The organism is Streptomyces sp. NPDC053542 (assembly GCF_044544685.1).
Taxonomy (GTDB): Bacteria; Actinomycetota; Actinomycetes; order Streptomycetales; family Streptomycetaceae; genus Streptomyces.
In genome coordinates this window covers 532,521-556,831 of record NZ_JBITXL010000003.1, presented here as the reverse complement: position 1 = coordinate 556,831, position 24,311 = coordinate 532,521, and the positions used below count along the sequence as shown (strand labels likewise).

Annotated in this window: 20 protein-coding genes and 1 riboswitch; of the genes, 12 read left to right on the top strand and 8 right to left on the bottom strand. The window is 71.1% G+C overall.

The window, feature by feature from the left end; translation table 11 throughout:
• Positions 1-24: 24 nt before the first annotated feature.
• The 8 genes from ACIGXO_RS10365 to ACIGXO_RS10330 all read left to right on the top strand — a co-directional run bounded on the left by ACIGXO_RS10365 (position 25) and on the right by ACIGXO_RS10330 (position 8,697).
• Positions 25-660, top strand: coding sequence for an alpha/beta family hydrolase (locus ACIGXO_RS10365; RefSeq protein ID WP_223731977.1), 636 nt, complete (start codon positions 25-27; stop codon positions 658-660).
• A gap of 367 nt (positions 661-1,027) precedes the next feature.
• Positions 1,028-1,750, top strand: a complete 723-nt coding sequence (locus ACIGXO_RS10360; protein WP_399783854.1) for a sigma-70 family RNA polymerase sigma factor — start codon at positions 1,028-1,030, stop codon at positions 1,748-1,750.
• The gene (rsrA, locus tag ACIGXO_RS10355) at positions 1,747-2,124 is read left to right on the top strand and encodes a mycothiol system anti-sigma-R factor (RefSeq protein WP_399783131.1); all 378 of its coding nucleotides are present in this window, start codon (positions 1,747-1,749) and stop codon (positions 2,122-2,124) included. Before ACIGXO_RS10360 ends, rsrA begins: the two co-directional genes overlap by 4 nt.
• Positions 2,125-2,261: 137 nt before the next feature.
• On the top strand, positions 2,262-3,743 hold the full coding sequence (locus ACIGXO_RS10350) for an HD-GYP domain-containing protein (protein WP_399783128.1): 1,482 nt from the start codon (positions 2,262-2,264) through the stop codon (positions 3,741-3,743).
• A complete protein-coding gene (locus ACIGXO_RS10345) occupies positions 3,740-5,074 on the top strand; it encodes an HD-GYP domain-containing protein (protein WP_399783125.1) in 1,335 nt (444 codons plus the stop codon). The genes ACIGXO_RS10350 and ACIGXO_RS10345 overlap by 4 nt, the downstream gene beginning before the upstream one ends.
• Before the next feature lie 285 nt (positions 5,075-5,359).
• Positions 5,360-6,346, top strand: coding sequence for a hypothetical protein (locus tag ACIGXO_RS10340; RefSeq protein WP_031067431.1), 987 nt, complete (start codon positions 5,360-5,362; stop codon positions 6,344-6,346).
• A gap of 108 nt (positions 6,347-6,454) precedes the next feature.
• Positions 6,455-7,099 (top strand): peptide deformylase, encoded by a 645-nt coding sequence (gene def / locus ACIGXO_RS10335; protein WP_399783122.1) that lies wholly within the window; start codon positions 6,455-6,457, stop codon positions 7,097-7,099.
• Between the two features lie 80 nt (positions 7,100-7,179).
• Complete coding sequence (locus tag ACIGXO_RS10330) at positions 7,180-8,697, top strand: recombinase family protein (RefSeq protein ID WP_399783119.1); 1,518 nt, start codon at positions 7,180-7,182, stop codon at positions 8,695-8,697.
• A 60-nt stretch (positions 8,698-8,757) separates the two neighbouring features.
• Here ACIGXO_RS10330 and ACIGXO_RS10325 read toward each other — a convergent pair whose 3' ends face one another.
• From ACIGXO_RS10325 to ACIGXO_RS10295, 7 genes are all read right to left on the bottom strand, one after another.
• On the bottom strand, positions 8,758-9,777 hold the full coding sequence (locus ACIGXO_RS10325; protein WP_399783852.1) for a ribonucleotide-diphosphate reductase subunit beta: 1,020 nt from the start codon (positions 9,775-9,777) through the stop codon (positions 8,758-8,760).
• Entirely contained in the window at positions 9,777-12,209 is a 2,433-nt protein-coding gene (locus ACIGXO_RS10320; RefSeq protein ID WP_399783116.1) for a ribonucleoside-diphosphate reductase subunit alpha, read from the bottom strand. The genes ACIGXO_RS10325 and ACIGXO_RS10320 overlap by 1 nt, the downstream gene beginning before the upstream one ends.
• A 151-nt stretch (positions 12,210-12,360) precedes the next feature.
• Positions 12,361-12,503: riboswitch (cobalamin riboswitch) on the bottom strand.
• 182 nt (positions 12,504-12,685) lie between these two features.
• Positions 12,686-14,302: a monocarboxylate uptake permease MctP gene (gene mctP / locus ACIGXO_RS10315; protein WP_399783849.1), complete on the bottom strand. Its 1,617-nt coding sequence runs from the start codon at positions 14,300-14,302 to the stop codon at positions 12,686-12,688.
• Between the two features lie 86 nt (positions 14,303-14,388).
• Positions 14,389-14,658, bottom strand: coding sequence for a DUF3311 domain-containing protein (locus ACIGXO_RS10310; RefSeq protein WP_399783113.1), 270 nt, complete (start codon positions 14,656-14,658; stop codon positions 14,389-14,391).
• Positions 14,659-14,901: 243 nt separating this feature from the next.
• Entirely contained in the window at positions 14,902-15,093 is a 192-nt protein-coding gene (locus tag ACIGXO_RS10305; protein WP_399783111.1) for a YbdD/YjiX family protein, read from the bottom strand.
• 164 nt (positions 15,094-15,257) lie between these two features.
• Positions 15,258-17,399 (bottom strand): carbon starvation CstA family protein, encoded by a 2,142-nt coding sequence (locus ACIGXO_RS10300; RefSeq protein ID WP_399783108.1) that lies wholly within the window; start codon positions 17,397-17,399, stop codon positions 15,258-15,260.
• A 181-nt stretch (positions 17,400-17,580) separates the two neighbouring features.
• On the bottom strand, positions 17,581-18,342 hold the full coding sequence (locus ACIGXO_RS10295) for a GntR family transcriptional regulator (RefSeq protein WP_399783846.1): 762 nt from the start codon (positions 18,340-18,342) through the stop codon (positions 17,581-17,583).
• A 242-nt stretch (positions 18,343-18,584) separates the two neighbouring features.
• On the opposite strand from ACIGXO_RS10295, the gene ACIGXO_RS10290 reads away from it, so the two are divergent.
• The 4 genes from ACIGXO_RS10290 to ACIGXO_RS10275 all read left to right on the top strand — a co-directional run bounded on the left by ACIGXO_RS10290 (position 18,585) and on the right by ACIGXO_RS10275 (position 23,260).
• Complete coding sequence (locus ACIGXO_RS10290) at positions 18,585-19,838, top strand: extracellular solute-binding protein (RefSeq protein WP_399783105.1); 1,254 nt, start codon at positions 18,585-18,587, stop codon at positions 19,836-19,838.
• Positions 19,835-20,806, top strand: a complete 972-nt coding sequence (locus tag ACIGXO_RS10285) for a carbohydrate ABC transporter permease (RefSeq protein WP_399783102.1) — start codon at positions 19,835-19,837, stop codon at positions 20,804-20,806. The genes ACIGXO_RS10290 and ACIGXO_RS10285 overlap by 4 nt, the downstream gene beginning before the upstream one ends.
• Positions 20,803-21,633: a carbohydrate ABC transporter permease gene (locus ACIGXO_RS10280; protein WP_399783099.1), complete on the top strand. Its 831-nt coding sequence runs from the start codon at positions 20,803-20,805 to the stop codon at positions 21,631-21,633. The genes ACIGXO_RS10285 and ACIGXO_RS10280 overlap by 4 nt, the downstream gene beginning before the upstream one ends.
• Before the next feature lie 97 nt (positions 21,634-21,730).
• Positions 21,731-23,260, top strand: coding sequence for a glycoside hydrolase family 3 protein (locus ACIGXO_RS10275; RefSeq protein WP_399783096.1), 1,530 nt, complete (start codon positions 21,731-21,733; stop codon positions 23,258-23,260).
• A gap of 90 nt (positions 23,261-23,350) precedes the next feature.
• On the opposite strand, the gene nagB is transcribed toward ACIGXO_RS10275, so the two are convergent.
• Entirely contained in the window at positions 23,351-24,133 is a 783-nt protein-coding gene (gene nagB, locus ACIGXO_RS10270; protein ID WP_399783093.1) for a glucosamine-6-phosphate deaminase, read from the bottom strand.
• Between the last annotated feature and the right edge of the window lie 178 nt (positions 24,134-24,311).

Below are 24,311 nucleotides of genomic sequence, written 5' to 3'. Positions count from 1 at the left end.
GGCCGCCCGGGGCAGGATGGCCCCATGAGTGAGAGCGAGACGGTCGGCACACCGGCGGGCGAGGCCCGGATCACCTGGCACCACGCCCAGGGCACGGCGCGCACGGTGCTCGCCGTGAGCCACGGCGCGGGCGGCGGCATCGAGGCGCGGGACCTGGCGGCGCTGGCCGCGGCGCTCCCGGAGCGCGGCGTCACGGTCGCGCTCGTCGAGCAGCCCTGGCGGGTGGCGGGCAAGAAGCTGGCGCCCGCGCCGAAGACCCTGGACGCGGCCTGGACGGCGCTGTGGCCCGCGCTGCGGAAGCCCGGGCTGCCGGTCGTCGCGGGCGGGCGCAGTGCGGGGGCGCGGGTGGCCTGCCGTACGGCGCGGGAGCTCGGCGCGCACGCCGTGCTCGCCCTCAGCTTCCCGCTGCACCCGCCGGGCAAGCCGGAAAAGTCCCGCGCCGACGAGCTCACCGGCGCCGGGGTGCCCACGCTGGTGATCCAGGGCGGCCGCGACCCCTTCGGGCGCCCCGACGAATTCCCCGAGGGCACCCAGATCGTCGAGGTGCCGCACGCCGATCACGGTTTCGCCGTACCGAAGAAGGCCCCCATCGACCAGGACGCGGCGCTCATGCTGATCGTGGAGGCGGCTGCCGAGTGGCTCGTCGGGCTGCCCGACTGACCGGCGCGGCGCCTTTGAAGAGGGCCGGTGCGGCGCCCCCCGAGGGCCGGTGCGGCGCCCCCGAGGGCCGGTGCGGCGCCCCCGAAGGCCGGTGAGGCGCCTCCGAAGAGGCGTGGGAATGCACGGCGCCCCCGCTCTGTTGTCCGAGGCGTAGGCAGGTACGCACTGGTACGCACGAGGAATGGGAGTCCACCGCATGGGGATCGCATGCCCGGCCCGACCGCAGGGCACCGGCTGGACGGTGCCGGATCCGGCACAGCTCCACGCGGGACACCACGTCACGGCTGGAGCGGCGCTGGTACGGGATCGTCGTCTATTCTCCGATTCGAGCGGATCCGCATCCGGATCCGGCACGGTGTTGGAGGAGGTGGGTCCGGTCAGCGGTACCGACGCAGGGACCGACGGCACGGCACAAGCACGTAACGAGGGCGAGCCGGAGGCTGCCCGCACGGAGGCGAAGGGCGAGTCGGAGGCCGAGCGCAATGCGCGCTTCGAGCGCGACGCGCTCACTTTCCTGGACCAGATGTACTCCGCCGCGCTGCGCATGACGCGTAATCCGGCGGACGCGGAGGACCTGGTGCAGGAGACGTATGCCAAGGCGTACGCGTCCTTCCACCAGTTCCGCGAGGGCACCAACCTCAAGGCGTGGCTGTACCGCATCCTGACCAACACCTTCATCAACTCCTACCGCAAGAAGCAGCGGGAGCCGCAGCGCAGCGCGGCCGAGGAGATCGAGGACTGGCAGCTCGCGCGCGCCGAGTCGCACATGTCCACGGGCCTGCGCTCCGCCGAGTCGCAGGCGCTGGACCACCTGCCCGATTCGGACGTGAAGGAAGCCCTCCAGGCGATCCCCGAGGAATTCCGCATAGCGGTCTACCTCGCGGACGTGGAGGGGTTTGCGTACAAGGAGATCGCCGACATCATGGGAACCCCCATCGGCACGGTGATGTCCCGCCTGCACCGTGGCCGCCGGCAGCTGCGCGGCATGCTCGAGGACTACGCCCGTGACCGCGGGCTGGTCCCGGCCGGGGCGGGCGCTGCGACTGCTTCGGGGAAGCAGCCGCACGATCGGAAAGGCTCCACATCATGAGCTGCGGAGACCCGCACGAGACGGACTGCTCCGAGGTCCTTGACCACCTGTACGAGTATCTCGACCGCGAGATGCCGGACGGGGAGTGCACGAAGTTCGAGGAGCACTTCGACGAGTGCTCGCCCTGCCTGGAGAAGTACGGCCTCGAACAGGCCGTCAAGAAGCTCGTCAAGCGCTGCTGCGGCCACGACGACGTGCCCACCGACCTGCGCTCGAAGGTCATGGGGCGGATCGAACTGATCCGGTCCGGCGAGGCCGTGCCCGAGAAGAGCGTGCTCGAACAGGCACAGGAATCGGCCGCTGCCGAGGGCCCCGGGCACCAGGCCGGACCGACCGAAACCGATGCACGCACCGGGGCGGCGCGCGCCGAATAACGCGCCGGGTCACTCCATCGGGTGAGGGCTGGCTGAGGAGCCCCACCCAATCCCCGGATGCGCCCGCACGCGCCGCTCACGCCTTCTAAGCTCACCGGACCTGAAGCGACATCGCTCGGTACGGGGAGGAGGGCGCCATGCGGCAGCTGCCCATGGGCGCGTACGCGTACATCGGATGTGCTGTCCTGGCGGCGGCCGGCTGTGCCGCCCCCGCCGTCCTGCCCGCCGCGGGCACCCCCTGGCTCACCGTGGCCCTGCTCGCCGTGCTCTACGCAGGCTGCGAGCGCGTCCGGGACTGCCCGCTGTCCCGGGCCCTGGCCCGCGGCTCCCGCCCCGGCGGCGCTCCCGGGCACGGCGACGGCATGCCGTCCCGATGGGGCTGCCCCGTGCTGCTCGCCGGGGTCTTCCTGCTGCCGCCCGCCGCTGCCGCCCTGGTGGCTCTGCCGGGCGCGCTCCTCGCCGGTACCGCGGAGCGCTCGCCCGCCGCCCGCCGCGTCTGGCACGCCGCCGAGCTGGCCCTGGCCGCCTGGGCCGCCGCCCAGGTCTTCGGCGCGGGCGGCAGCCGCGCCGTCCTCACCCCCGAATTCCCCTACGCGCTGCTGCCCGCCGCGGCCGCCACCACCGCGTTCTGCGCCGTCCTCGCCGTCCTGGACGGCGGCGTCCTGGTCGCCGCCGAGCGGCACCCGCCGCGCACCGCCTGGCGCGGCCTGCTGCTCCGCTCGCTCGCCCCGCACCTGGTGCACGGCCTGGCCGGGCTGATGATGGCCGTCCTCTGGCGCAGCTCCTACGGGCCGGCCGCCGCCCTCCTCGTCCTGCTGCCCATGTACATCTCCTGCTGGGTCTTCGCGCAGTACCACCGCGAGCGCGCGGCGCACCAGGCCACCATCCGCGCCCTCGTCCAGGCCGTCGACCTCAAGGACCGCTACACCCGCGGCCACAGCGAACGTGTCGGCCGCGCCTCGGTGATGATCGCCCGCGAGCTGGGCATGGCGGAGGACCGCCTCGAGGTACTGCGCTTCGCCGGCATCCTGCACGACGTCGGCAAGCTCGGCGTGCCCACCCGGCTGCTCCAGAAGGACGGCCCGCTCACCTCCGAGGAGCGCCGCGTCATCGAGCTGCACCCGGAGTACGGCCACGAGATCGTCCGCGGCATCGGCTTCCTCGGCGAGGCCAGGGCCGCGATCCTGCACCACCACGAACGCATGGACGGCAAGGGCTACCCCTACGGCCTCCGGGGCCGCGAGATCCCGGAATTCGCCCGGGTGGTCGCGGTCGCCGACGCCTTCGACGCGATGACCTCCACCCGCTCCTACCGCCGCGCCCGCCCGGTCGCCGCCGCCGTCGCCGAGCTGCGCCGCAGCGCGGGCGCCCAGCTCGACCCCCGTATGGTCCGCGCCCTGGTCGCCGCGCTCGCCCGGCACGGCTGGCAGCCCGAGGTCGTCACCGCGGGCGCCGACGGGCCCGCCCTGCCGCCGCCCCGGCGCACGGGCGCCCCCCTGCGCAGGCGCCACACCCCGGGGGCCGTACCCCCAGCCGGTACTTCCGCGGTGCCCGGTAACGCAGCGCTGCCCGGTGCCGGCGCGACGCCCCACCCCGGTGCCGCCAAGGGCGAGCGGTGAACGGCGCCGCGCCGCGGACCGCTGCGGCCGGCCGCAGCGACCCGCCCGCCGTCCCGTACCGCACCGGCACCCCCCACGCCGTCGCCCTCGTCCACGCCGCGGCCGGCGCCCTCGCCTGCCTCGCGCTCGGCCACACCCTCTGGCACGGCCTCACCGACCCCGGCATCGCGCTCGCCTTCGGCGCCCTCATAGCGGTCGGCGAGCTGGCCCGCTGGGGCGCGGGACCGCCCGCGCGCGGCGGCGCCGGCGCGCTGCCCGGAGACCGCGAGAGCGCCCCGCTCGGCGTCGCCGGAGCACTGGCCTACGCCCTGCTCGGCGAGGTCGCCGGGCGGCCCACCTCGCACGGCGTCCTGCAGACCGTCGCCGTCGTCGTCGCGGCCGGGCTCATCGGCCTCGTCCCCCATGTGGCGCTCGGCCGGGGCCCCGCCCTGGACCACATCGCCCGCCGCGTCCTGACCGTCGGCTTCGCCGCGACCTGCTTCCAGCCCCTGTACAACACCGGCCGGCTGGCCGCCTGGATCGGCGACGGCACGTACTACACCTGCTACCTCCTCGGCATCCTCGTGCTCACCGCCCTGTGCGACGCCGTGCTCGCCGCGGCCCTGGCCAGGGCCCGTACCGGCTGGCCGTACGGCCCCCTCCTCCGCGACGAACTGCGCGCACTGCTCGGCATCGGCTCGGCCATCTGCGCGACCGGCCTGGTCATCGCGCTGGCCACGGCCGTCGCCGGGCTGTGGGCACTGCCCGTCTTCTGCCTGCCGCTCCTCCTCACCCAGTTCTCCTTCCGCCGCTACGCCGCCGTGCGCGCCACGTACCGGCAGACCATCGCCTCCCTCGCCCGCGCCACCGAGATCGCCGGCTACACCCCGCCCGGCCACGCCCGCCGGGTCGCCGTCCTCAGCCGCGCCGTCGGCCGGGAACTGGGCCTCGGAGAGGCCGACTTGAACGTCCTGGAATACGCGGCCCTGATGCACGACATCGGACAGCTCTCCCTCGTGGACCCGGTGACCGGCGGCGCCACCGCCGGGCTGCCCGCCGCCGAACAGCGCAGGATCGCCCTGCTCGGCGGGGCCGTCGTCCGCCAGACCGGGGTGCCCGCCGAGGTCGCGGTGATCGTCGAGCGGCAGGCCGATCCGTTCCGGGAGCAGCCGCTGCCCGCCCGCATCGTGCGCACCGTGAACGCCTACGACGACCTCGCGGGCGGCGACGGTGGCCCCGGGGCCACGCTGCGCGCACTGGAACGGCTGCGCCTGTCGACCGCACAGGACTTCGAAGCCCGTGTGGTGGAGGCCCTCGCCCGGGTGCTCTCCCGGCCCCTCGGACCGGCCTGACCGGCGCTTCCCGCCGTGTGCGCGGTGCCCACAGGGGTAGCCGTCAGGTATCGGGGTACCGGTTCAAGGTCACAGAACCGATGGGTAATGAGCGGCCTCGGATATGGGCATGGTTGGATGCGAAGGAGGCCCCGGGGAGCGGGGCCGAGGGGGCTGCGCGAGGCAAGGAGCGGCAGGGGGCGCCGGTCATCGGGCTGAGCCCGGCGGCAAACTGTGGCAGGTTGTCGAGTGAGCCCTCGGCCGTCCGCCGGACGGCACCAAGGAAGCAATCGGCAGGCGGGAATCGTGAAGATCTTCGGCAAGGTACGGCACCGGCCCTCCGCCTCGTGGCGGCAGGCGACCGACCGCGCTTTCACGCTGATCGGCGACGGCCGTTACGAGGACGCGGGCGCGCTGCTCACCCGCGCCGCCGACATGGAGCCGTGGCTGTCGGAGTCCTGGTTCAACCTCGCCCTGCTGCACAAGTTCCGGCACGACTGGGAGCAGGCGCGCACCGCCGGCCTGCGCGCCGTCGCCCTGCTGGAGCGCGAGGCCGGGGCCCCCGACTGGTGGAACGTGGGCATCGCGGCCACCGCCCTGCAGGACTGGCCGCTGGCCCGCCGCGCCTGGCAGGCGTACGGCCTGCACGTGCCCGGCGAGGGCGCGCCCTCCGGGGAGCCGCGCGGCATGCAGCTGGGCAGCGCCGCCGTCCGCCTCTCGCCCGAGGGGGAGGCCGAGGTCGTCTGGGGCCGCCGGCTGGACCCCGCCCGCATCGAGGTGCTCTCCATCCCGCTGCCGTCCTCCGGGCGCCGCTGGGGCGAGGTCGTCCTGCACGACGGCGTCCCGCACGGCGAGCGCACGACCACGGCCGGGCCCTCCTACCCCGTCTTCGACGAGATCGAGCTGTGGGCCCCCTCCCCGGTGCCGACCTGGGTCGTCCTCCTGGAGGCCGCCGGCGAGGCCGACCGGGACGCCCTGGAGCGGCTGGCCGCGGACGCCGGGTACGCCGCCGAGGACTGGTCCTCCTCCGTCCGCCTGCTCTGTCGCACCTGCTCCGAGAGCCGGATGCCCAGCGACGAGGGCGAGGGCGAGCACCTGGACCCGCACGACCACAGCGAGCCCGGCCACCCGGGCCCGCTCGGGCACCGCACGGCCGGCTCCGGCTCCCTGTGGGTGCCCGAGCGCGAGTGCGGCATCGCCGCGCCCGCCGGGCTGGTACGCGGCCTGCTGGACGGCTGGGTCGCCGACAGCCCGGACACCCGCGAGTGGCGGGACCTCGAAGAGGTCTGCTGAGTTCCCTGCGGCCACGGGCGCACGGCGGGCCCCCGTACCCTGTACGGGTTGCTGTACTGGCAGCTAAGAAGAATCTTTGCGGAACATCGCGGAAGGCGTGCGGCGGACATGGCGCAGCAAACTGGGTTTGATCAGGACGGCGACCAGAAGGTGGACACCGAGTTCATCGATGACGTGACCGACGCGGACGCGCGCGAGAAGGCGCACCGCGAGCGCGGCACCTCCCGCCCGATCACCGTGGTCGGCAACCCGGTGCTCCACAAGGAGTGCAAGAACGTCACCGAGTTCGACGACGAGCTCGCGAAGCTCGTCGACGACATGTTCGCCTCCCAGCGCACCGCCGAGGGCGTGGGCCTGGCCGCCAACCAGATCGGCGTCGACCTGAAGGTCTTCGTCTACGACTGCATGGACGACCAGGGCGTACGCCACGTCGGCGTGGTCTGCAACCCGGTCCTGGACGAGCTGCCCGCCGAGCGCCGCGTACTGGACGACTCCAACGAGGGCTGCCTGTCGGTCCCCGGCGCCTACGCCGAGCTCGCCCGCCCCGACTACGCGGTCGTCCGCGGCCAGGACATCAAGGGCAACGACATCGCCGTAGAGGGCACCGGCTACTTCGCCCGCTGCCTCCAGCACGAGACCGACCACCTGTACGGCTACCTCTACATCGACCGCCTCTCCAAGCGCGACCGCAAGGACGTCCTGAAGCAAATGGCAGAGGGCACGCCGCGGTACCCGGTCGTGGCCAACGACTGACGCGCCCAACAACCCCGTGACGCCCCTCCCGTGACGTCGCACCCTGCTGTTCGTTTGTACGAACACAGGACGAAAGTGTCATGCGGAGGGGGCGAACGGTGGCCGCATCGTATTGGGGACCTCACCCCGGGGTGGCGGAAGCACCGTCGATCGGCCGAGGACCGGATCAGTGGTCGACAAGGCGGAGACCCGTCGTCTCGTACGCGCGCATCAGCCGCGGTGGTGGGGAGGCGGCTCTGGCGGCCGGGCGTCAGCACGCCAACAATGAAGCCGCAGCTGTCGAGCTCGGGCTGGACGTCGTCTACAGGTACACGGACATCGGCATCACGGCCGCCGATCCGAACGTGGAGCGGCCTGCCTTTCTGCGCCTGCTGCGGGACATTCGTGCGGGACGTACGGCCGAGGGGATCCGCGTCCGCGGGATCGTCGCGGTCGAGCAGGAGCGCCTGGTGCGGCTGCCCGCCGACCACCTGCAGATATGCCGTGCGCTGGCGGCGCACGGAGACACCTGCCTCTACTGGGTGGACAGCGAGCAGTTCGTGGACGTCCGGGCCGAATTGGCGCGGCTCGAAGGCGAAGCGGGACACCTGTGCGGTGAGACGGAGACTGCCCGGATCAGCACACGAAGAAGGCGCTCCGTACGGGACCGTGCGCGCGAAGGGCGGGGAACGGGAGGTGCGCGGCGATTCGGCTGGCTGGGGCCGGATGCCCGGGCACAGCGGCCGACGAACACGCTCCTGGATTCGCGCGAAGCCCCGTACCTGCGCGAAGCCGTCGATCGGGCGCTGGCCGGTGAGGCGTGGACCGCCATCGGTGACTGGCTGACCGCCGAGGCGGTGCCGACCGTGCGTGGCGGACCATGGACGGTTCCCACGGTGCAGGCGATGGTGACGAACCCGGCGATCTGCGGCTACCGCATCGTCGACGGCCTCCTGGTACGCAGCCGGGAGACGGGAGAGCCCGTGATCGGCCATTGGGAAGTCATCGCCACGCCTGCGGAGTGGTCCGCGCTCATTCAGCGCTGCGACCGCTGGTACTCCCCCGACGCTTCACGTCCCGACTACAAGACCGCGTACCGTTCCCGCTCCCGGGGCAACGGCCCCGGCGGTGAGCGGAGAGCACGCGCGGCCCGGGCGGACCAGAAGCGGAAGTACCTGCTGGCCGGGTTCTTGCGATGCGGTCACGTCGGTGACCGTGGTGAGGCGTGCGGGTTCAAGATGGGCGGCCATCCCCCGCACGGCACCAACCGGTATGCGTCGTACAGATGCTCGGCCGCCGGCTGCCGCAAGGTCGGGCGGCGAGTGGATCTCGTGGACGCCCACGTCGAGTCCGCCGTACTCGATCTCCTGGAAGCGCGCTCTGCGGACAGGCTGGTCGACAGCTCCCCCTGTGCGGCGCAGCTTTCCTGCGAGCGGGAGACACCGCTGCTTGCCGGATTCACGCGGGAGCGATGGGCCGGTTTCGATGTCTGCCGGAAGAGGCAGGCGATCGCGGCAGTGATCGAGAAGGTCGTCGTGCATCCGCTTCCCAAGAGCCGCCCACGGAACGCTCCGTTCGACCCGGACCTCGTCGAGGTGGTTCCGCGGCGCAACGGCTGACCCGCGCGGGCCGCCCCTTCCGAAGGCGGCCCGCGCCGACCGGACCGAAGACGCTGCGGCTCAGAAGTCGTCGTCGAAGGAGACCGAGCCCTCGACCGCCACCTGATACGCCGAGGCGCGGCGCTCGAAGAAGTTCGTCAGCTCCTGGACGTTCTGCAGCTCCATGAAGGAGAACGGGTTCTCCGAGCCGTACACCGGTGCGTAGCCGAGCCGCTGCAGGCGCTGGTCGGCGACGCACTGCAGGTACTCCCGCATCGACGCGGTGTTCATGCCGGGCAGGCCGTCGCCGCAGAGGTCTTCGGCGAACTGCAGCTCAGCCTCGACGGCTTCGCGCATCATGTCGGTGACCTGTCGGCCGAGGTCGTCGTCGAAGAGGTCGGGCTCCTCCTCCCGCACGGTGTCGACAACGGCGAACGCCGCGTTCATGTGACAGGTCTCGTCGCGGAACACCCAGTTCGTCCCCGTCGCCAGGCCGTGCAGCAGGCCACGCGAGCGGAACCAGTAGACGTACGCGAACGCACCGTAGAAGAACAGTCCCTCGATGCAGGCCGCGAAGCAGATCAGGTTGAGCAGGAAACGGCGGCGGTCGGCCTTGGTCTCCAGGCGGTCGATCTTCTCGACGGAGTCCATCCAGCGGAAGCAGAACTGCGCCTTCTCGCGGATGGAGGGGATGTTCTCGACGGCGGCGAAGGCGTCGGCGCGGTCGTCCGGGTCGGGCAGGTACGTGTCCAGGAGGGTCAAGTAGAACTGGACGTGCACGGCTTCCTCGAAGAGCTGCCGCGAGAGGTAGAGGCGCGCCTCGGGGGAGTTGATGTGCTTGTAGAGCGTGAGGACCAGGTTGTTCGCGACGATCGAGTCGCCGGTCGCGAAGAAGGCGACCAGGCGGCCGATCAGGTGCTGTTCGCCCGGCGAGAGCTTGGCGAGGTCGGCCACGTCGGAGTGGAGGTCGACCTCCTCCACGGTCCAGGTGTTCTTGATCGCGTCGCGGTAACGGTCGTAGAAGTCCGGGTACCGCATGGGGCGCAGGGTGAGTTCGAAGCCCGGGTCGAGCAGGTTCTTCTTCACGGGGGCGGTGGTCATTACTGGCATGCCTCGCAGGACTCGGGGTTTTCCAGGGAGCAGGCGATCGCTTCGGGGTCGGTCGCCTGCTGTACGGGGAGGGTGGCGGCGGCCGTGCCGCGGGCCGACTGCGCGATCCGGGTCGCCGGGCGCGACCGCAGGTAGTACGTGGTCTTGATGCCGCGCTTCCAGGCGTACGCGTACATCGAGCTGAGCTTGCCGATGGTCGGCGCCGCCATGAAGAGGTTCAGGGACTGGCTCTGGTCCAGGTACGGCGTGCGGTCGGCGGCCATGTCGATCAGCGCGCGCTGCGGGATCTCCCAGGCGGTGCGGTAGAGCGCGCGGATCTCCGCGGGGATCCAGGGGACGTCCTGGACCGAGCCGTTGGCCTCGCGCAGCGCGTCACGGGTGCGCGCGTCCCACAGCCCCAGCGCCTTGAGTTCCTCGATCAGGTACGCGTTGACCTGCATGAACTCCCCGCTCAGCGTCTCGCGCTTGAAGAGGTTGGAGACCTGCGGCTCGATGCACTCGTACACGCCCGCGATGGAGGCGATGGTCGCGGTGGGCGCGATCGCCAGAAGGAGTGAGTTTCGCATCCCGGTCGCCGCGATACGGGTGCGCAGCGCGGCCCAGCGGTCGGCCCAGCGGGGCTCGGCGTTCGGGTAGTGGTCGGGGTGCAGCACGCCGCGGGCGGTGCGGGTCGCGGACCAGTTCGGGTGCGGGCCGTGCCGCTCGGCGAGGTCGGCGGACGCCTCGTACGCGGCGAGCATGATCCGCTCGGAGATACGGGTGGACAGCTCGCGCGCCTCGGGGGAGTCGAACGGCAGGCGGAGGCGGAAGAAGACGTCCTGCAGGCCCATCAGGCCCAGACCGACCGGGCGCCAACGGGAGTTGGAGGCCCCCGCCTGCTCGGTCGGGTAGAAGTTGATGTCCACCACGCGGTCGAGGAAGGTCACGGCGGTACGGACGGTGGCGTCCAGCCGCTCCCAGTCCATGTCGCCGTCGGCGCCCAGGTGCGCGGCGAGGTTGACGGAGCCGAGGTTGCAGACGGCCGTCTCGCTGTCGTCGGTGACCTCCAGGATCTCCGTGCAGAGGTTGGAGGAGTGGACGACGCGGCCGGGCTCGGCGGTCTGGTTCGCGGTGCGGTTGGCGGCGTCCTTGAAGGTCATCCAGCCGTTGCCGGTCTGCGCGAGGGTCCGCATCATCCGCGCGTACAGCGTCCGGGCCGGGACCGCCTTGATGGCCTTCCCCTCGGCCTCGGCCTTGCGGTACGCGGCGTCGAACTCCGCGCCCCACAGGTCCACCAGCTCCGGCGCGTCCGCCGGCGAGAACAGCGACCAGTCCGCGTCGGCCTCGACGCGGCGCATGAACTCGTCCGGGATCCAGTGCGCGATGTTGAGGTTGTGCGTACGCCGCGCCTCCTCGCCGGTGTTGTCGCGCAGCTCCAGGAACTCCTCGATGTCCGCGTGCCAGGTCTCCAGGTACACGCAGGCCGCGCCCTTGCGGCGGCCGCCCTGGTTCACCGCGGCGACACTCGCGTCAAGGGTCCGCAGGAACGGGACGATGCCGTTGGAGTGCCCGTTGGTGCCACGGATCAGCGAACCGCGGGCGCGCACGCGGGAGTACGAGAGGCCGATGCCGCCCGCGTGCTTCGAGAGGCGCGCGACCTGGTGGTACCGGTCGTAGATCGAGTCCAGCTCGTCCAGCGGCGAGTCCAGCAGGTAGCAGGAGGACATCTGCGGGTGGCGGGTGCCGGAGTTGAAGAGCGTGGGGGAGGAGGGCAGGTAGGAGAGCGTGCTGGTCAGCGCGTAGAGCGCGGCGACGTCCTGGACGGCGCGGTCCGAGTGGTCCTCGGCCAGGCCGCAGGCCACGCGCAGCAGGAAGTGCTGCGGGGTCTCGATGACCTGGCGGGTGAGCGGGTGCCGCAGGAGGTAGCGGGAGTAGACCGTACGCAGGCCGAAGTAGCCGAAGCGGTCGTCGGCGCCGTCCGCGAGGGCCTGCTCGACCAGGGAGTCCAGCCGGGCGGCGTGGGTACGGACGAACTCCGCGGTGCCGTCGGCGATCAGGCCCTCGCGGTGACCGGTGGCGACCGACGCGGCGAAGCCCGTCGCGCCCTGGCCCGCGGCCTCCTCGGCGATCGCGGCGGTCAGCAGGCGGGCGGCCAGCTTGGAGTACTGCGGCTCGTCGCCGATCAGCCCGGCCGCGGCCTCCATCGCCAGCTCGCGCAGCTCCGCCTCGTCCGAGCCGGCGTGCCGGCCGCGCAGCGCGGCCGCGGCGATCTTGCCGGGATCGGTGGCCGGCAGGTCGGCGGTGAGGTCGGTCAGGGTGCGCAGCAGGGCCGTACCGGGGCCGTCCTGGGTGCTGTCGCCGGGCCGCGCGGTCGTCGCCCGCGCCTCCTGTGCCGCCTGTACCGTCTGCGCCTCTTGTGCTGACTCCGCTGGCGCGATGGTCACCTTGTGCTCTCCTCACTCGGCTGGGGCCGGGGAGGGGTGACGGAGGCATACGGGCAGCCGCGCCGGAGCCCTGCCGGGCACGCGGGCACACCACGCAGCGTCCACCGGCCCATCCCACGGAGCCCGGACGTCTCGACGCCCGTACCGGAACGGAAACGGGCGTACCGTCGGCAGGTCCTCGGACTCGGCGAGCGCGCAAATGCCCACTCAGCACACCGTTGCGGGACAGTTCCGGATTCGCACCGGATTCCCCTGCGGCGACAGCGAGGACGAGCATACATCTTGTGTCGCCTCGCGCGAGCGTCCCCATATCTTGTGTCGCGACGTGACTGTCAGTGCTGTGGTCGGTGCCGTCCGTCCGAGCCCCGCGAGGGCGGGGGAGTTGGGCCGGAACCGACTGAGCCGAGCCGGACACGGCAACGGGCCGCCGGATTTCCCGGCGGCCCGTTGCCCGTTGTCGTGCGGAGGGAGTGGCGTCAGTGCGCCGCGCCCGCGGTGGCCGGCGGCAGCTCGGCCTGCACGCCCTTGTCGCCGATGTCCGCCGTGTAGTCCTCGGGCGAGGTCTCGTCGATGCCGGCGGGGGCCTTCACGGCCCGCAGGACGACCGTCAGGACCACCGTCACCAGGACGTTCAGTACGAACGCGGTCAGGCCGATGTAGCCGATCTCGCCGATGCCGGGGATCACCGCGTTCGAGCCGCCGAAGTGCTTCTGGGTGGGGCTGGCCACGCCGTACGCCGCGAGCGTGCCGTACACCATGCCGACCGCCCAGCCCGCGAGCAGCGCCCAGCGGTGGAACCAGCGGGTGAACAGGCCGCCCACCAGCGCGGGCATGGTCTGCAGGATCCAGATGCCGCCCAGCAGCTGGAAGTTGATCGCCACCGTCTTGTCCATCGTCAGGACGAACGCCAGCGCGCCGACCTTCACCAGCAGCGACACCAGCTTGGCGACCTTGTGCTCCTGCGCGGGCGTGGCACCCGGCTTGAGGAAGTCCTTGTAGATGTTGCGGGTGAAGAGGTTCGCCGCGGCGATCGACATGATCGCGGCGGGCACCAGCGCGCCGATGCCGATCGCGGCGAACGCCACGCCCGTGAACCAGTCGGGGAACATGTTCTCGAACAGCTGCGGGATCGCCAGCTGCCCGTTCTTCACCTTGATCCCGGCCGCGATCGCCATGAAGCCCAGCAGCGCGAGGAAGCCGAGCATCAGCGAGTACAGCGGCAGGATGGTGGTGTTGCGGCGGATCACGTTGCGGCTGCGCGAGGAGAGCGTGGCCGTGATCGAGTGCGGGTACATGAACAGCGCCAGCGCCGAGCCGAGCGCCAGCGTTCCGTACGCCCACTGCGCGTTGGGGCCGCTCGCCAGCTCGCCGCGCGGCTTGCCGGTGGCCGGGTTCGTCTGCGCGAAGGCGTCGCCCGCCGTGTGGAAGATGTGCTCGAAGCCGCCCAGCTTGATCGGGATGTAGATGATCGCCACCGCGATGACGAGGTAGATCAGGCCGTCCTTGACGAACGCGATCAGCGCGGGCGCGCGCAGCCCGGAGGAGTAGGTGTACGCGGCCAGCACGCCGAACGCGATCAGCAGCGGTAGGTCCTTGATGAACCAGTTCGTGCTCTCGCCGCCGCCGACGCCCAGCACGTCCAGCACCGCCTGGATACCCACGAGTTGCAGCGCGATGTACGGCATCGTGGCGAGGATGCCGGTCAGCGCGACGGCCAGCGACAGGGCCTTGGAGCCGAAGCGGCCGCGCACGAAGTCCGAGGTGGTGACGTACCCGTGCTTGTGCGACACCGACCACAGGCGGGGCAGGAAGGTGAAGATCAGGGGATAGACGAGGATCGTGTACGGGACGGCGAAGAAGCCGGCCGCACCCGCCGCGTAGATCGCCGCGGGCACCGCCACGAAGGTGTACGCGGTGTACAGGTCACCGCCCAGCAGGAACCACGTCACCCACGTGCCGAAGCTGCGGCCGCCCAGGCCCCACTCGTCGAGGTTGTCGGACTGCTCGGCCTTGCGCCAGCGGGCGGCCAGGAAGCCCATGACCGTCACGGCGATGAAGAAGAAGATGAAGACGGCCAGCGCGATGCCGTTCACGCCGCCGTTCGTGTCCGCCGCGAGCGCGTTGCCGCCCGGAACGGCCGGGACGGCCGCGGTGGCGGGGAAGTTCGTTGCCATGGTCATCACTTCGACGCACCGTCCTTACGGGCGCGAAGCTCACGCTGCTCACGCTGCACGAGCTTGTACGCGATCATCGTCAGCGCCGTCGAGATCAGCACCCACAGCATCTGGTACCAGTAGAAGAACGGGATGCCGATCAGCGTCGGCTCGACCTTCGCGTACGAACTCACCCAGAGCATCGCCACGAACGGAGCGAGCAGGCACAGGCCGGCCACCACACGTGTGGGCGTGACGATCGGCCCGGAACGGGGTGTTTCGGCTGGCTCTGACATATCCGCTGCTCCATCCCTGGCGATCACATACGTAATGGCCAGGAAATCTAAGCGCGCGGAGCACTCGCCGTCACCAGCTGTCCGCATATCGGTACGGAAACGGTTTGGGGGGTGGGGGCGGGAGTGGGGGCAGAGGGGGCTGCGCTTCGGGGGGGCTTCCCCCCCGCCCCTCCCACCTCCACCTCCACTTCCACTTCCACCTCCACCTCCACCTCACCCCCGCCTTCGGTGCCGGGCCCCGGATCAGCAGCAGCGGAAGCCCGAGCGGGGGTCGGCCTCCCTCGCGTCCGTCCTGCGGCGTTCGAACTCGGCCCGGGTGGGCACCGGGGCGTCCGGGTCATGCCCGCGGAGGTGCTCGACGTACCGGTCGTACGCCGACTCCCCGGTCAACTCCCGCACGTACCACCGAACCCCACGCGCCCACCGCGCCACCACGGCGGCCCCCCTATCCGCACCCGGCCTCCGAGCCGACCCGGCCCTCCGCCCGATGCCACGTGCCCACTGCGTCACGACGGCCCCCCACCGGCGGCCTTGCGCCCGCCGCCCCACAGCGGCGGCCCTCCGCTCGGGCGCTCCGCGTGCCGTCCGTGCCGGGCCGCTCACCTCCTCGCCTCCTCGGGCGCGGCCGCTGCCAGTTCTGCCTTTTCCTCCGGGGTGGCTATCAGGCCGGCCGGGGCGAGCAGGCGCGAGGCGACGTAGGGGGCCTCGTGGAGCGGGGTCGCGTCCGGTGTGCGGAGGTGGCGGACGCAGATGCGGGCCGCGTCGGCGATCACCACCACGATGAGCAGGGCCAGTACCGCCGACAGCACCCCGTCCACCGTGGAGTTGGTGACGACCGTGTGCATGTCGTCCATCGACTTCGCGGGCGGCAGCACCTTTCCCGCGTCGATCGCGTCCTGGTAGACCGCGCGCTGGGTGAAGAACCCCACCTTCGGGTCGCCGGAGAAGACCTTCTGCCAGCTCGCGGTCAGCGTGACCACCGCGTCCCAGGCCAGCGGTATGCCCGTGATCCAGGCCCACTTCAGCCGGCCGGACTTCACCAGCAGCGTCGTGCACACCGCCAGCGCGACCGCCGCCAGCAACTGGTTGGAGATGCCGAAGATCGGGAAGAGCTGGTTGATGCCGCCCAGCGGCTCGTGGACGCCCACCCACAGGAAGTACCCCCACAGGCCCACCACGGCCGCGCTGCACAGCACCAGTCCGGGCTTCCAACTGATGTCCCGGAACGGCTTGTAGGCGTTGCCCAGCATGTCCTGGAGCATGAAGCGGCCCACTCGCGTGCCCGCGTCCAGCGCGGTCAGGATGAAGAGGGCCTCGAACATGATCGCGAAGTGGTACCAGAACGCCTTCATTCCGGCGCCGCCCACCACTTGCGAGAAGATCTCCGACACCCCGACGGCCAGCGTCGGCGCGCCGCCCGTGCGGGACAGCAGTGTCTGTTCCTCCACGGCCTTGGCCGCGGCCGTCAGTTGGTCCGGGGAGATCGAGTAACCGAACTGGGCGACCGCCTGGGAGGCGGACTGGACGGAGTCGCCGATGACGCCCGCCGGGGCGTTCATCGCGAAGTACAGGCCGGGGTCGATGATGGACGCGGCCACCAGCGCCATCACCGCGACGAACGACTCCATCAGCATCGAGCCGTACCCGATCATCCGGATCTGGGTCTCCTTCTGCACCATCTTCGGTGTGGTGCCCGAGGAGATCAGCGCGTGGAAGCCCGAGAGCGCGCCGCAGGCGATGGTGATGAAGGCGAAGGGGAAGAGGGAGCCGGCGAAGACCGGGCCGTCGCCGCGGCTCGCGAAGTCCGTCACCGCGTCCATCTTCAGATTCGGCAGGGCAATCACGACACCCAGCGCCAGCAGCCCGATCGTGCCGATCTTCATGAAGGTGGAGAGGTAGTCGCGGGGCGCGAGCAGCGTCCAGACGGGGAGCACCGAGGCGATGAAGCCGTACGCCACCAGCCAGATGACCAGGGTCCTCGGCTGGAGGGTGAAGGTGTCGGCCCAGGAGGACTCCGCGACCCAGCGGCCGCCGACGAGGGCGAGGAGCAGCAGCGCGATGCCGAGGAGGGAGACCTCGGTGATCCGGCCTGGGCGGAGGAAGCGCAGGTAGACGCCCATGATGAGGGCGATCGGGATCGTCATGCCGATGGAGAAGGTGCCCCAGGGGGACGCGGCCAGCGCGTTGACGATCACCAGGGCCAGTACGCCCAGCAGGATGATCATGATGGCGAAGGCGGCGAGCAGCGCGGCGGCCCCGCCGAACGGGCCGATCTCCTCGCGCGCCATCTGCCCCAGCGACTTCCCGTCCCGCCGGGTGGAGAAGAAGAGCACCACCATGTCCTGCACGGCGCCCGCGAAGACCACCCCGGCGATGATCCAGATCGTGCCGGGGAGATAGCCCATCTGCGCCGCGAGCACCGGCCCGACCAGCGGTCCTGCGCCCGCGATGGCCGCGAAGTGGTGGCCGAGCAGGACGCGGCGGTCGGTGGGGTGGAAGTCGATGCCGTTGTTCAGCCGCTCGGCGGGGGTGGCGCGGGTCTTGTCGACCCGCAGCACGCGCGTGGCGATGAACCGTGAGTAGAAGCGGTACGCGATGGCGTACGTGCCGAGGGCGGCGGCCACCATCCAGGCCGCCGAGACCTCCTCGCCGCGGCCCAGTGCGAGCAGGGTCCAGCCGGCGGCGCCGATGAGCGCAACGGCGGTCCAGATGGCGATCGTTCGGGGTGATGTCGTACGCACTGGCCGTCCTCCCGTCCTGACGGTGACGGAAGGACCGTAGAGCAGGGAATGTGACGTGCGCTACACCCTGTGGATAACCAGGGTGACGGGGATGTCCCCTTCCGTTTTCCCGCCGGCCGAGCCGGCCGAGCCCGCCGAGCCGCCGCACCGCCGGGCGAGCGCCGTCTCCCCGCCCGTGCCGCTAGTCGTTCGGCCGCTGCAGGCGCGCCACGAACTTGTACCGGTCGCCGCGGTACACCGACCGCACCCACTCCACCGGTTCGCCCTGCGGGTCCAGGGAGTGCCGGGAGAGCATCAGCATCGGCAGGCCCACGTCCGTGCCCAGCAGTGCGGCCTCGCGCGGGGTGGCGAGGGACGTCTCGATGGTCTCCTCGGCCTCCGCCGGGCGGACGTCGTAGACCTCGGCCAGCGCGGTGTAGAGGGAGGTGTACTTGACCAGGTTGCGGCGCAGCGCCGGGAAACGCTTGGCCGAGAGGTGCGTGGTCTCGATGGCCATCGGCTCGCCGCTCGCCAGCCGCAGCCGTTCGATGCGCAGCACGCGGCCGCCCGCCGCGATGTCCAGCAGCCCGGCCAGCCGGTCGTCGGCCGTGACGTACCCGATGTCCAGCAGCTGCGAGGTGGGCTCCAGGCCCTGGGCGCGCATGTCCTCGGTGTAGGAGGTCAGTTGCAGCGCCTGGGAGACCTTGGGCTTGGCGACGAAGGTGCCCTTGCCCTGGATGCGTTCCAGCCGTCCCTCGACGACCAGTTCCTGCAGGGCCTGCCGCACGGTCGTCCGTGAGGTGTCGAACTCCGAGGCCAGGGTGCGCTCGGGCGGTACGGGGGTGCCCGGCGGCAGCGTCTCGGTGATCTCCAGCAAGTGCCGCTTGAGCCGGTAGTACTTGGGCACCCGCGCGGTGCGCGCGGCTCCGCCGCCGGACTCCGCGCCGGCCTCGTCGGTCTCCATGACCCGCCCTTCCGACTCCACTCGTGCTGTCGTCACCGGCTCCTCCGTACGTAGCGGCTCACATCGTGGCACGGCCGGGGCGCCGATGCTCCCTCGCAGGTCCGCGCCTGCCGGATGTCGGTCCGGTAACGGAGCCGACTGCGACTCTTATACACCTCTTGACACCCCTAAAGGTCTAGGCCAAGCTGCGGGCACTGGTCTAAACCATTAAAGACCACCACCAGCCATTAGGGGAGTGTGCTGTGAAGCGTGGGCTGATCGCGGCGACGGCAGTCGCGGGAATGCTGGTAAGTGTCGCGGCCTGCGGGTCCGGCGGGTCGGCGGGGGCGGACAACAAGAGCCTCACCCTATGGGTCATGGACGGTTCCACCCCGCCGGGCTGGACGAAGGACGTCAAGGCCGCCTTCGAGAAGAAGACCGGCGCGAAGCTGAACATCGAGATCCAGAAGTGGAACGGTATTCAGCAGAAGATCACCACCGCGCTCTCCGAGGAGAACCCGCCGGACGTCATCGAGGTCGGCAACACCCAGACCTCCGCCTACGCCCAGACCTCGGGCCTCGCCGAACTGGACGACCTGAAGAAGGAGATCGGCGCCGACTGGACGCCGTCCCTGAACAAGTCGGCCGTCCACCAGGGCAAGCAGTACGCGGCGCCCTGGTACGCGGCCAACCGCGTCGTCATCTACAACAAGAAGATCTGGGCCGAGGCCGGCATCAAGGACACGCCGAAGACCCGCACCGAGTTCTTCAAGGACCTCGACCTGATCCGGAAGAAGACGGACGCCGAGCCGCTCTACCTGCCCGGCCAGAACTGGTACTTCTTCGACGGCCTGACCATCGGCACCAAGGCCGACCTGGTCAAGAAGGAGGGCGGCAAGTGGGTCTCCAACCTCGCCGACCCCAAGGTCGCCAAGGCCATGGACATCTACAAGCAGTACCAGTCCTTCAGCAAGGCGCCGAAGGACAAGGACGAGGCCACTCCGCAACAGGGCGAGGTCTTCGCCAAGGGGAAGACCGGCGCGTTCATCGGCATGGGCTGGGAGTCGGGCATCGCCATCAAGGCCAACCCGAAGATCGAGAAGGACATCGGCTACTTCACCATCCCCGGTGAGACCGCCGGCAAGCCCGAAGGCGTCTTCCTCGGCGGGTCCAACCTCGCCGTCGCCGCCGGCAGCCAGAAGCAGGACCTGGCCAAGAAGTTCCTGAAGATCGCGCTCTCCGACAAGTACGAGGGACAGCTCGCCGCGGAAGGCGGCGTCATCCCCAACAAGGACTCGCTGCAGAGCGCCCTGAAGGGCAACCCGGCGGCCGAGGCGGCAGCCCCCGCCGTCGCCGGCGGCGGCACCACCCCGCTCATCCCCGAATGGGGCGCCGTGGAGAACCCGCCCAACCCGATCAAGACGTACATGACCGCCGTCCTGAGCGGTAAGAGCCCGATGGACGCCGCCCGGCAGGTCGAGGGCGAGTTCAACAAGCGCCTCGGTCAGAAGCAGTGAGCGCGAGCACCACCGACGTACGGCCCCGTAAGGCGGTACGGCCCGTAAAGGAGGCGCAGCGGCCCGCCAAAGAGGTGCGGCGCCGCGCATACGGGCCGTACCTCCTGCTGCTGCCCGCGCTCGCCGCCACCGCGGTGTTCCTCGGCTGGCCCATGGTCACCAACGGAGTGCTGTCCCTGCAGAACCTCAACATGGGACAGCTGATCCGGCACGCCACCGAGTGGAACGGCCTGGACAATTACGGCGAGATCCTGAGCAACGAGGAGTTCTGGCGGGTCTCGCTCCGCTCCCTCCTCTTCACCGCCGCCAACGTCGCCCTGATCATGGGCATCGGCACCCTCACCGGACTGCTCCTCGCCCGGCTCGGCCCCCGTATGCGGCTCACCCTCCTGTTCGGGCTCGTGCTGGCCTGGGCCATGCCCGTCATCGCCGCCACCACCGTCTACCAGTGGCTCTTCGCCCAGCGCTTCGGTGTCGTCAACTGGGTACTGGACCGGCTCGGCTGGCACTCCATGGCGGACTTCAACTGGACCGGCAGCCAGTTCTCCACCTTCTTCGTCATCACCGTCCTGGTCGTCTGGCAGTCCGTACCCTTCGTCGCCATCAACCTCTACGCCGCGACGACGACCATCCCCAAGGAGCTCTACGAAGCGGCCGCCCTCGACGGCGCCGGCATGTGGAAGAGCTTCACCTCGGTCACGCTGCCCTTCATCAGGCCGTTCCTCTACGCGACGACCTTCCTCGAAGTCATCTGGGTCTTCAAAGCCTTCGCGCAGGTGTTCGCCATCAATGAGGGTGGCCCGGAGCGGCTCACCGAAATCCTCCCCGTCTACGCCTTCGTCGAGGGCATGGGCAATCAGCACTACGGCATGGGCGCGGCGATCTCGCTGCTGACCATCCTGATCCTGCTCGCCCTGACCTCGTACTACCTCCGGATCGTGCTCCGGCAGGAGGAGGACGAGCGATGAAACGCAGTCTCTTCGGCCGCGTCTGGCCCAACGCCACGGCCCTGGCCCTGACCGCCGGCTTCCTCTTTCCCGTCTACTGGATGTTCAGTACGGCACTGAAGCCGGCCGGCGACATCATCAGCGAGGACCCCGTGTGGTTCCCGCTCACCCCGACACTCGAACACTTCCGCACCGCCGTCAGTGCCCCGCACTTCTGGCGGTACGTCGGCAACTCCGTCACCGTCACGGTGCTCGCCGTGGGCATGTCGCTGGTGATCGCCCTGCTCGCGTCCTTCGCGATCGCCCGGATGCGCTTCAAGGGGCGGCGCGGCGTGATCGTCACCTTCATGATCGCCCAAATGGCGCCCTGGGAAGTGATGGTCATCGCGATCTACATGATCGTCAGGGACGGCGACATGCTGAACAGCCTGCTGCCTCTCACCTTCTTCTACATGGTCATGGTGCTGCCCTTTACGATCCTCACCCTCCGCGGCTACATCGCGGCCGTCCCCAAGGAGCTGGAGGAATCCGCCATGGTCGACGGCTGCTCCCGTCCCCAGGCGTTCCGGCGGATCATCCTCCCGCTGCTCGCCCCCGGGCTGATGGCCACCTCGCTCTTCGGCTTCATCACCGCCTGGAACGAATTCCCCCTCGTCCTCATCCTCAACAAGCAGACCGAGGCCCAGACCCTGCCCCTGTGGCTGTCCGGCTTCCAGACCAACTTCGGTGACGACTGGGGCGCCACCATGGCCGCCGCCTCCCTGTTCGCCCTCCCCATCCTGGTCCTCTTCCTCTTCCTGCAGCGCAAGGCGGTCGGCGGCCTCACCTCGGGGGCGGTGAAGGGATGACGCGGACGCCCGCCTCGCCCGCCCGCCGCCGCGCCGAAGCCGCCCGTCTGCGATCTGATGAAAGCCGCGCCCGGTCAGTGAAGGGACACGCAGCTCCATGACGACGCTCGTACGCTCCGCCGACACCCTCACCCGCGACGCGCTGGCCGTGCTCCAGCCGGGCTTCACGGGCACCGAAGCGCCGGACTGGCTGCTGCGCCGGCTCGGCGAGGGCCTCACCTCCGTCGGCCTGTTCGGACGCAACGTCCACACCCCCGAACAGCTCACCGCCCTGAGCACCCGCCTCCGCGCCGAGACCGACGGCCTCCTGATCGCCATCGACGAGGAGGGCGGCGACGTCACTCGCCTTGAAGTACGCGGCGGCTCCTCCTTCCCCGGCAACCTCGCCCTCGGCGCCGTCGACGACACCGGCCTCACCCGTGCCGTCGCCCGCGAACTGGGCCGCCGCCTCGCCGACTGCGGCATCACCCTCAACTGGGCCCCCAGCGCCGACGTCAACTCCAACCCCGGCAACCCCGTCATCGGCGTACGCTCCTTCGGCTCCGACCCGCACCTGGTCGCCCGGCACACCGCCGCCTACGTCCAGGGCATGCAGTCCGCCGGCGTCGCCGCCTGCACCAAGCACTTCCCCGGTCACGGCGACACCGCCGTCGACTCCCACCACGACCTGCCCCGCATCGACGCCGGCCGCGACACCCTGCACGCCCGCGAACTCGTGCCCTTCAAGGCGGCCGTCGCGGCCGGCACCAAGGCCGTCATGAGCGCGCACATCCTCGTACCGGCCCTGGACGGTGACCTGCCCGCCACGCTCAGCCCGGCCGCCCTGCACGGACTGCTGCGCGCGCCCGTCGCGGCGGGCGGCCTCGGCTTCGACGGCCTGATCGTCACCGACGCCGTGGAGATGCGGGCCATCGCCGCCACGTACGGGATCGAACGCGGCAGCGTGCTCGCCATCGCCGCCGGCGCGGACGCCATCTGTGTCGGCGGCGGACTGGCCGACGAGGCGACCGTGCTGCGCCTCCGTGATGCCCTGGTGGGCGCCGTGCGCTCCGGCGCGCTCACCGAGGAGCGTCTGGCCGAGGCGGCGGGCCGGGTCCGCGCCCTGGCCCGCTGGGCGCGCGACACGGGGCGGTCCCCGGCGAGCGCACACGGGGACCCGGAGGTGGGGCTCCGGGCGGCCCGGCGGGCCCTACGGGTGACGGCGGCCGGAGGCCCGTACGAGCCGTTGCGCACGCCCGCGTACGTCGCGGCCTTCACGCCCGTCGCCAACATCGCGGTCGGCGACGAGACGCCCTGGGGCGTCGCGGCCGAGCTGCGGCGGCTGCTGCCCGCCACCACGACCGGCAGCTTCGGCCCCGCGGACGCCGAGCAGGCCGGTACCTCCGCGGTGCTCGCGAACGTCCTGCGGGCCGCTGCGGACCGCAGGATCGTCGCGGTGGTACGCGACGTCCACCGGCACCCCTGGATGGCCGACGCGCTCGCCGCTCTCGTCGCCGCCCGGCCGGACACCATCGTGGTCGAGATGGGGGTGCCCCAGGCCCCGCCCGTCGGCGCCCTGCACATCGCCACTCACGGTGCCGCCCGCGTCTGCGGCCGCGCGGCCGCGGAGGTGATCACGGGCGGCTGAGGCCGCGGCAGACGCAGAGGTAGGCCGCAGCGGACGCAGAGGTGCCGAGCCCCATGGGACTCGGCACCTCTGCGTTCCGTACAGAGTTCCTTACAGCCCCTGCCACTCCGGCTTGGCCGCGTACGTCGCGCGGAAGTAGTCCGCGAGCTTCAGCTTCGAGGCCGCCGCCTCGTCGACGACCACCGTCGCGTGCGGGTGCAGCTGCAGCGCGGAGGCCGGCACCAGCGCGGCCACCGGACCCTCCACGGTCTGGGCCACCGCGTCCGCCTTGCCCTCGCCCGTGGCCAGCAGTACCAGGTGACGGGCCTCCAGAATGGTCCCGATGCCCTGGGTGATGACGTGGTGCGGCACCTCGTCGAGGCTGTCGAAGAACCGGGCGTTGTCCTCCCGGGTCCGCTGCGTCAGCGTCTTGATCCGCGTACGGGAGGCGAGCGAGGAGCACGGCTCGTTGAAGCCGATGTGCCCGTCGGTGCCGATGCCCAGCAGCTGGAGGTCCACGCCGCCGGCCTCGGCCAGCGCGCGGTCGTAGGCGTCACAGGCCGCCTGGAGGTCCTCGGCGGCGCCGTCCGGGCCCATGAAGGCGTCCGCGCTCAGGCCGAGCGGCGCGACGACCTCGCGCAGCACCACGGAGCGGTAGGACTCGGGGTGGCCGGCGGGCAGCCCCACGTACTCGTCGAGCTGGCAGATCCGGGCCCGCGAGGCGTCCACGGCCCCCGCCGCGACCTTGCGCGCGAGCGCTTCGTAGATGGGCAGCGGGGTCGAGCCGGTGGCCACACCGAGCAGCGCGTCGGGCTTGCGCCTCAGCAGGGCGGCCATGGCCTCGGCGATCAGCTCGCCGCCTTCCTTGGCATCCGGGACGATGACAACTTCCACGCTGGGCCTGCCGTTCTGGAGTGGGGGCAAGTGGTATAGACCACTCTAGCAGCGGCGTCGCGGCCCCGTGGTGCCCTTGGCGCACAGCCGCCCACGCCACCGCACCTCCATGCTCAGCGCTCCCCGTCCGACGGGCTACCGCAGACCTCCGGGCCCCGGTCCACCTGCGCAAACGCCG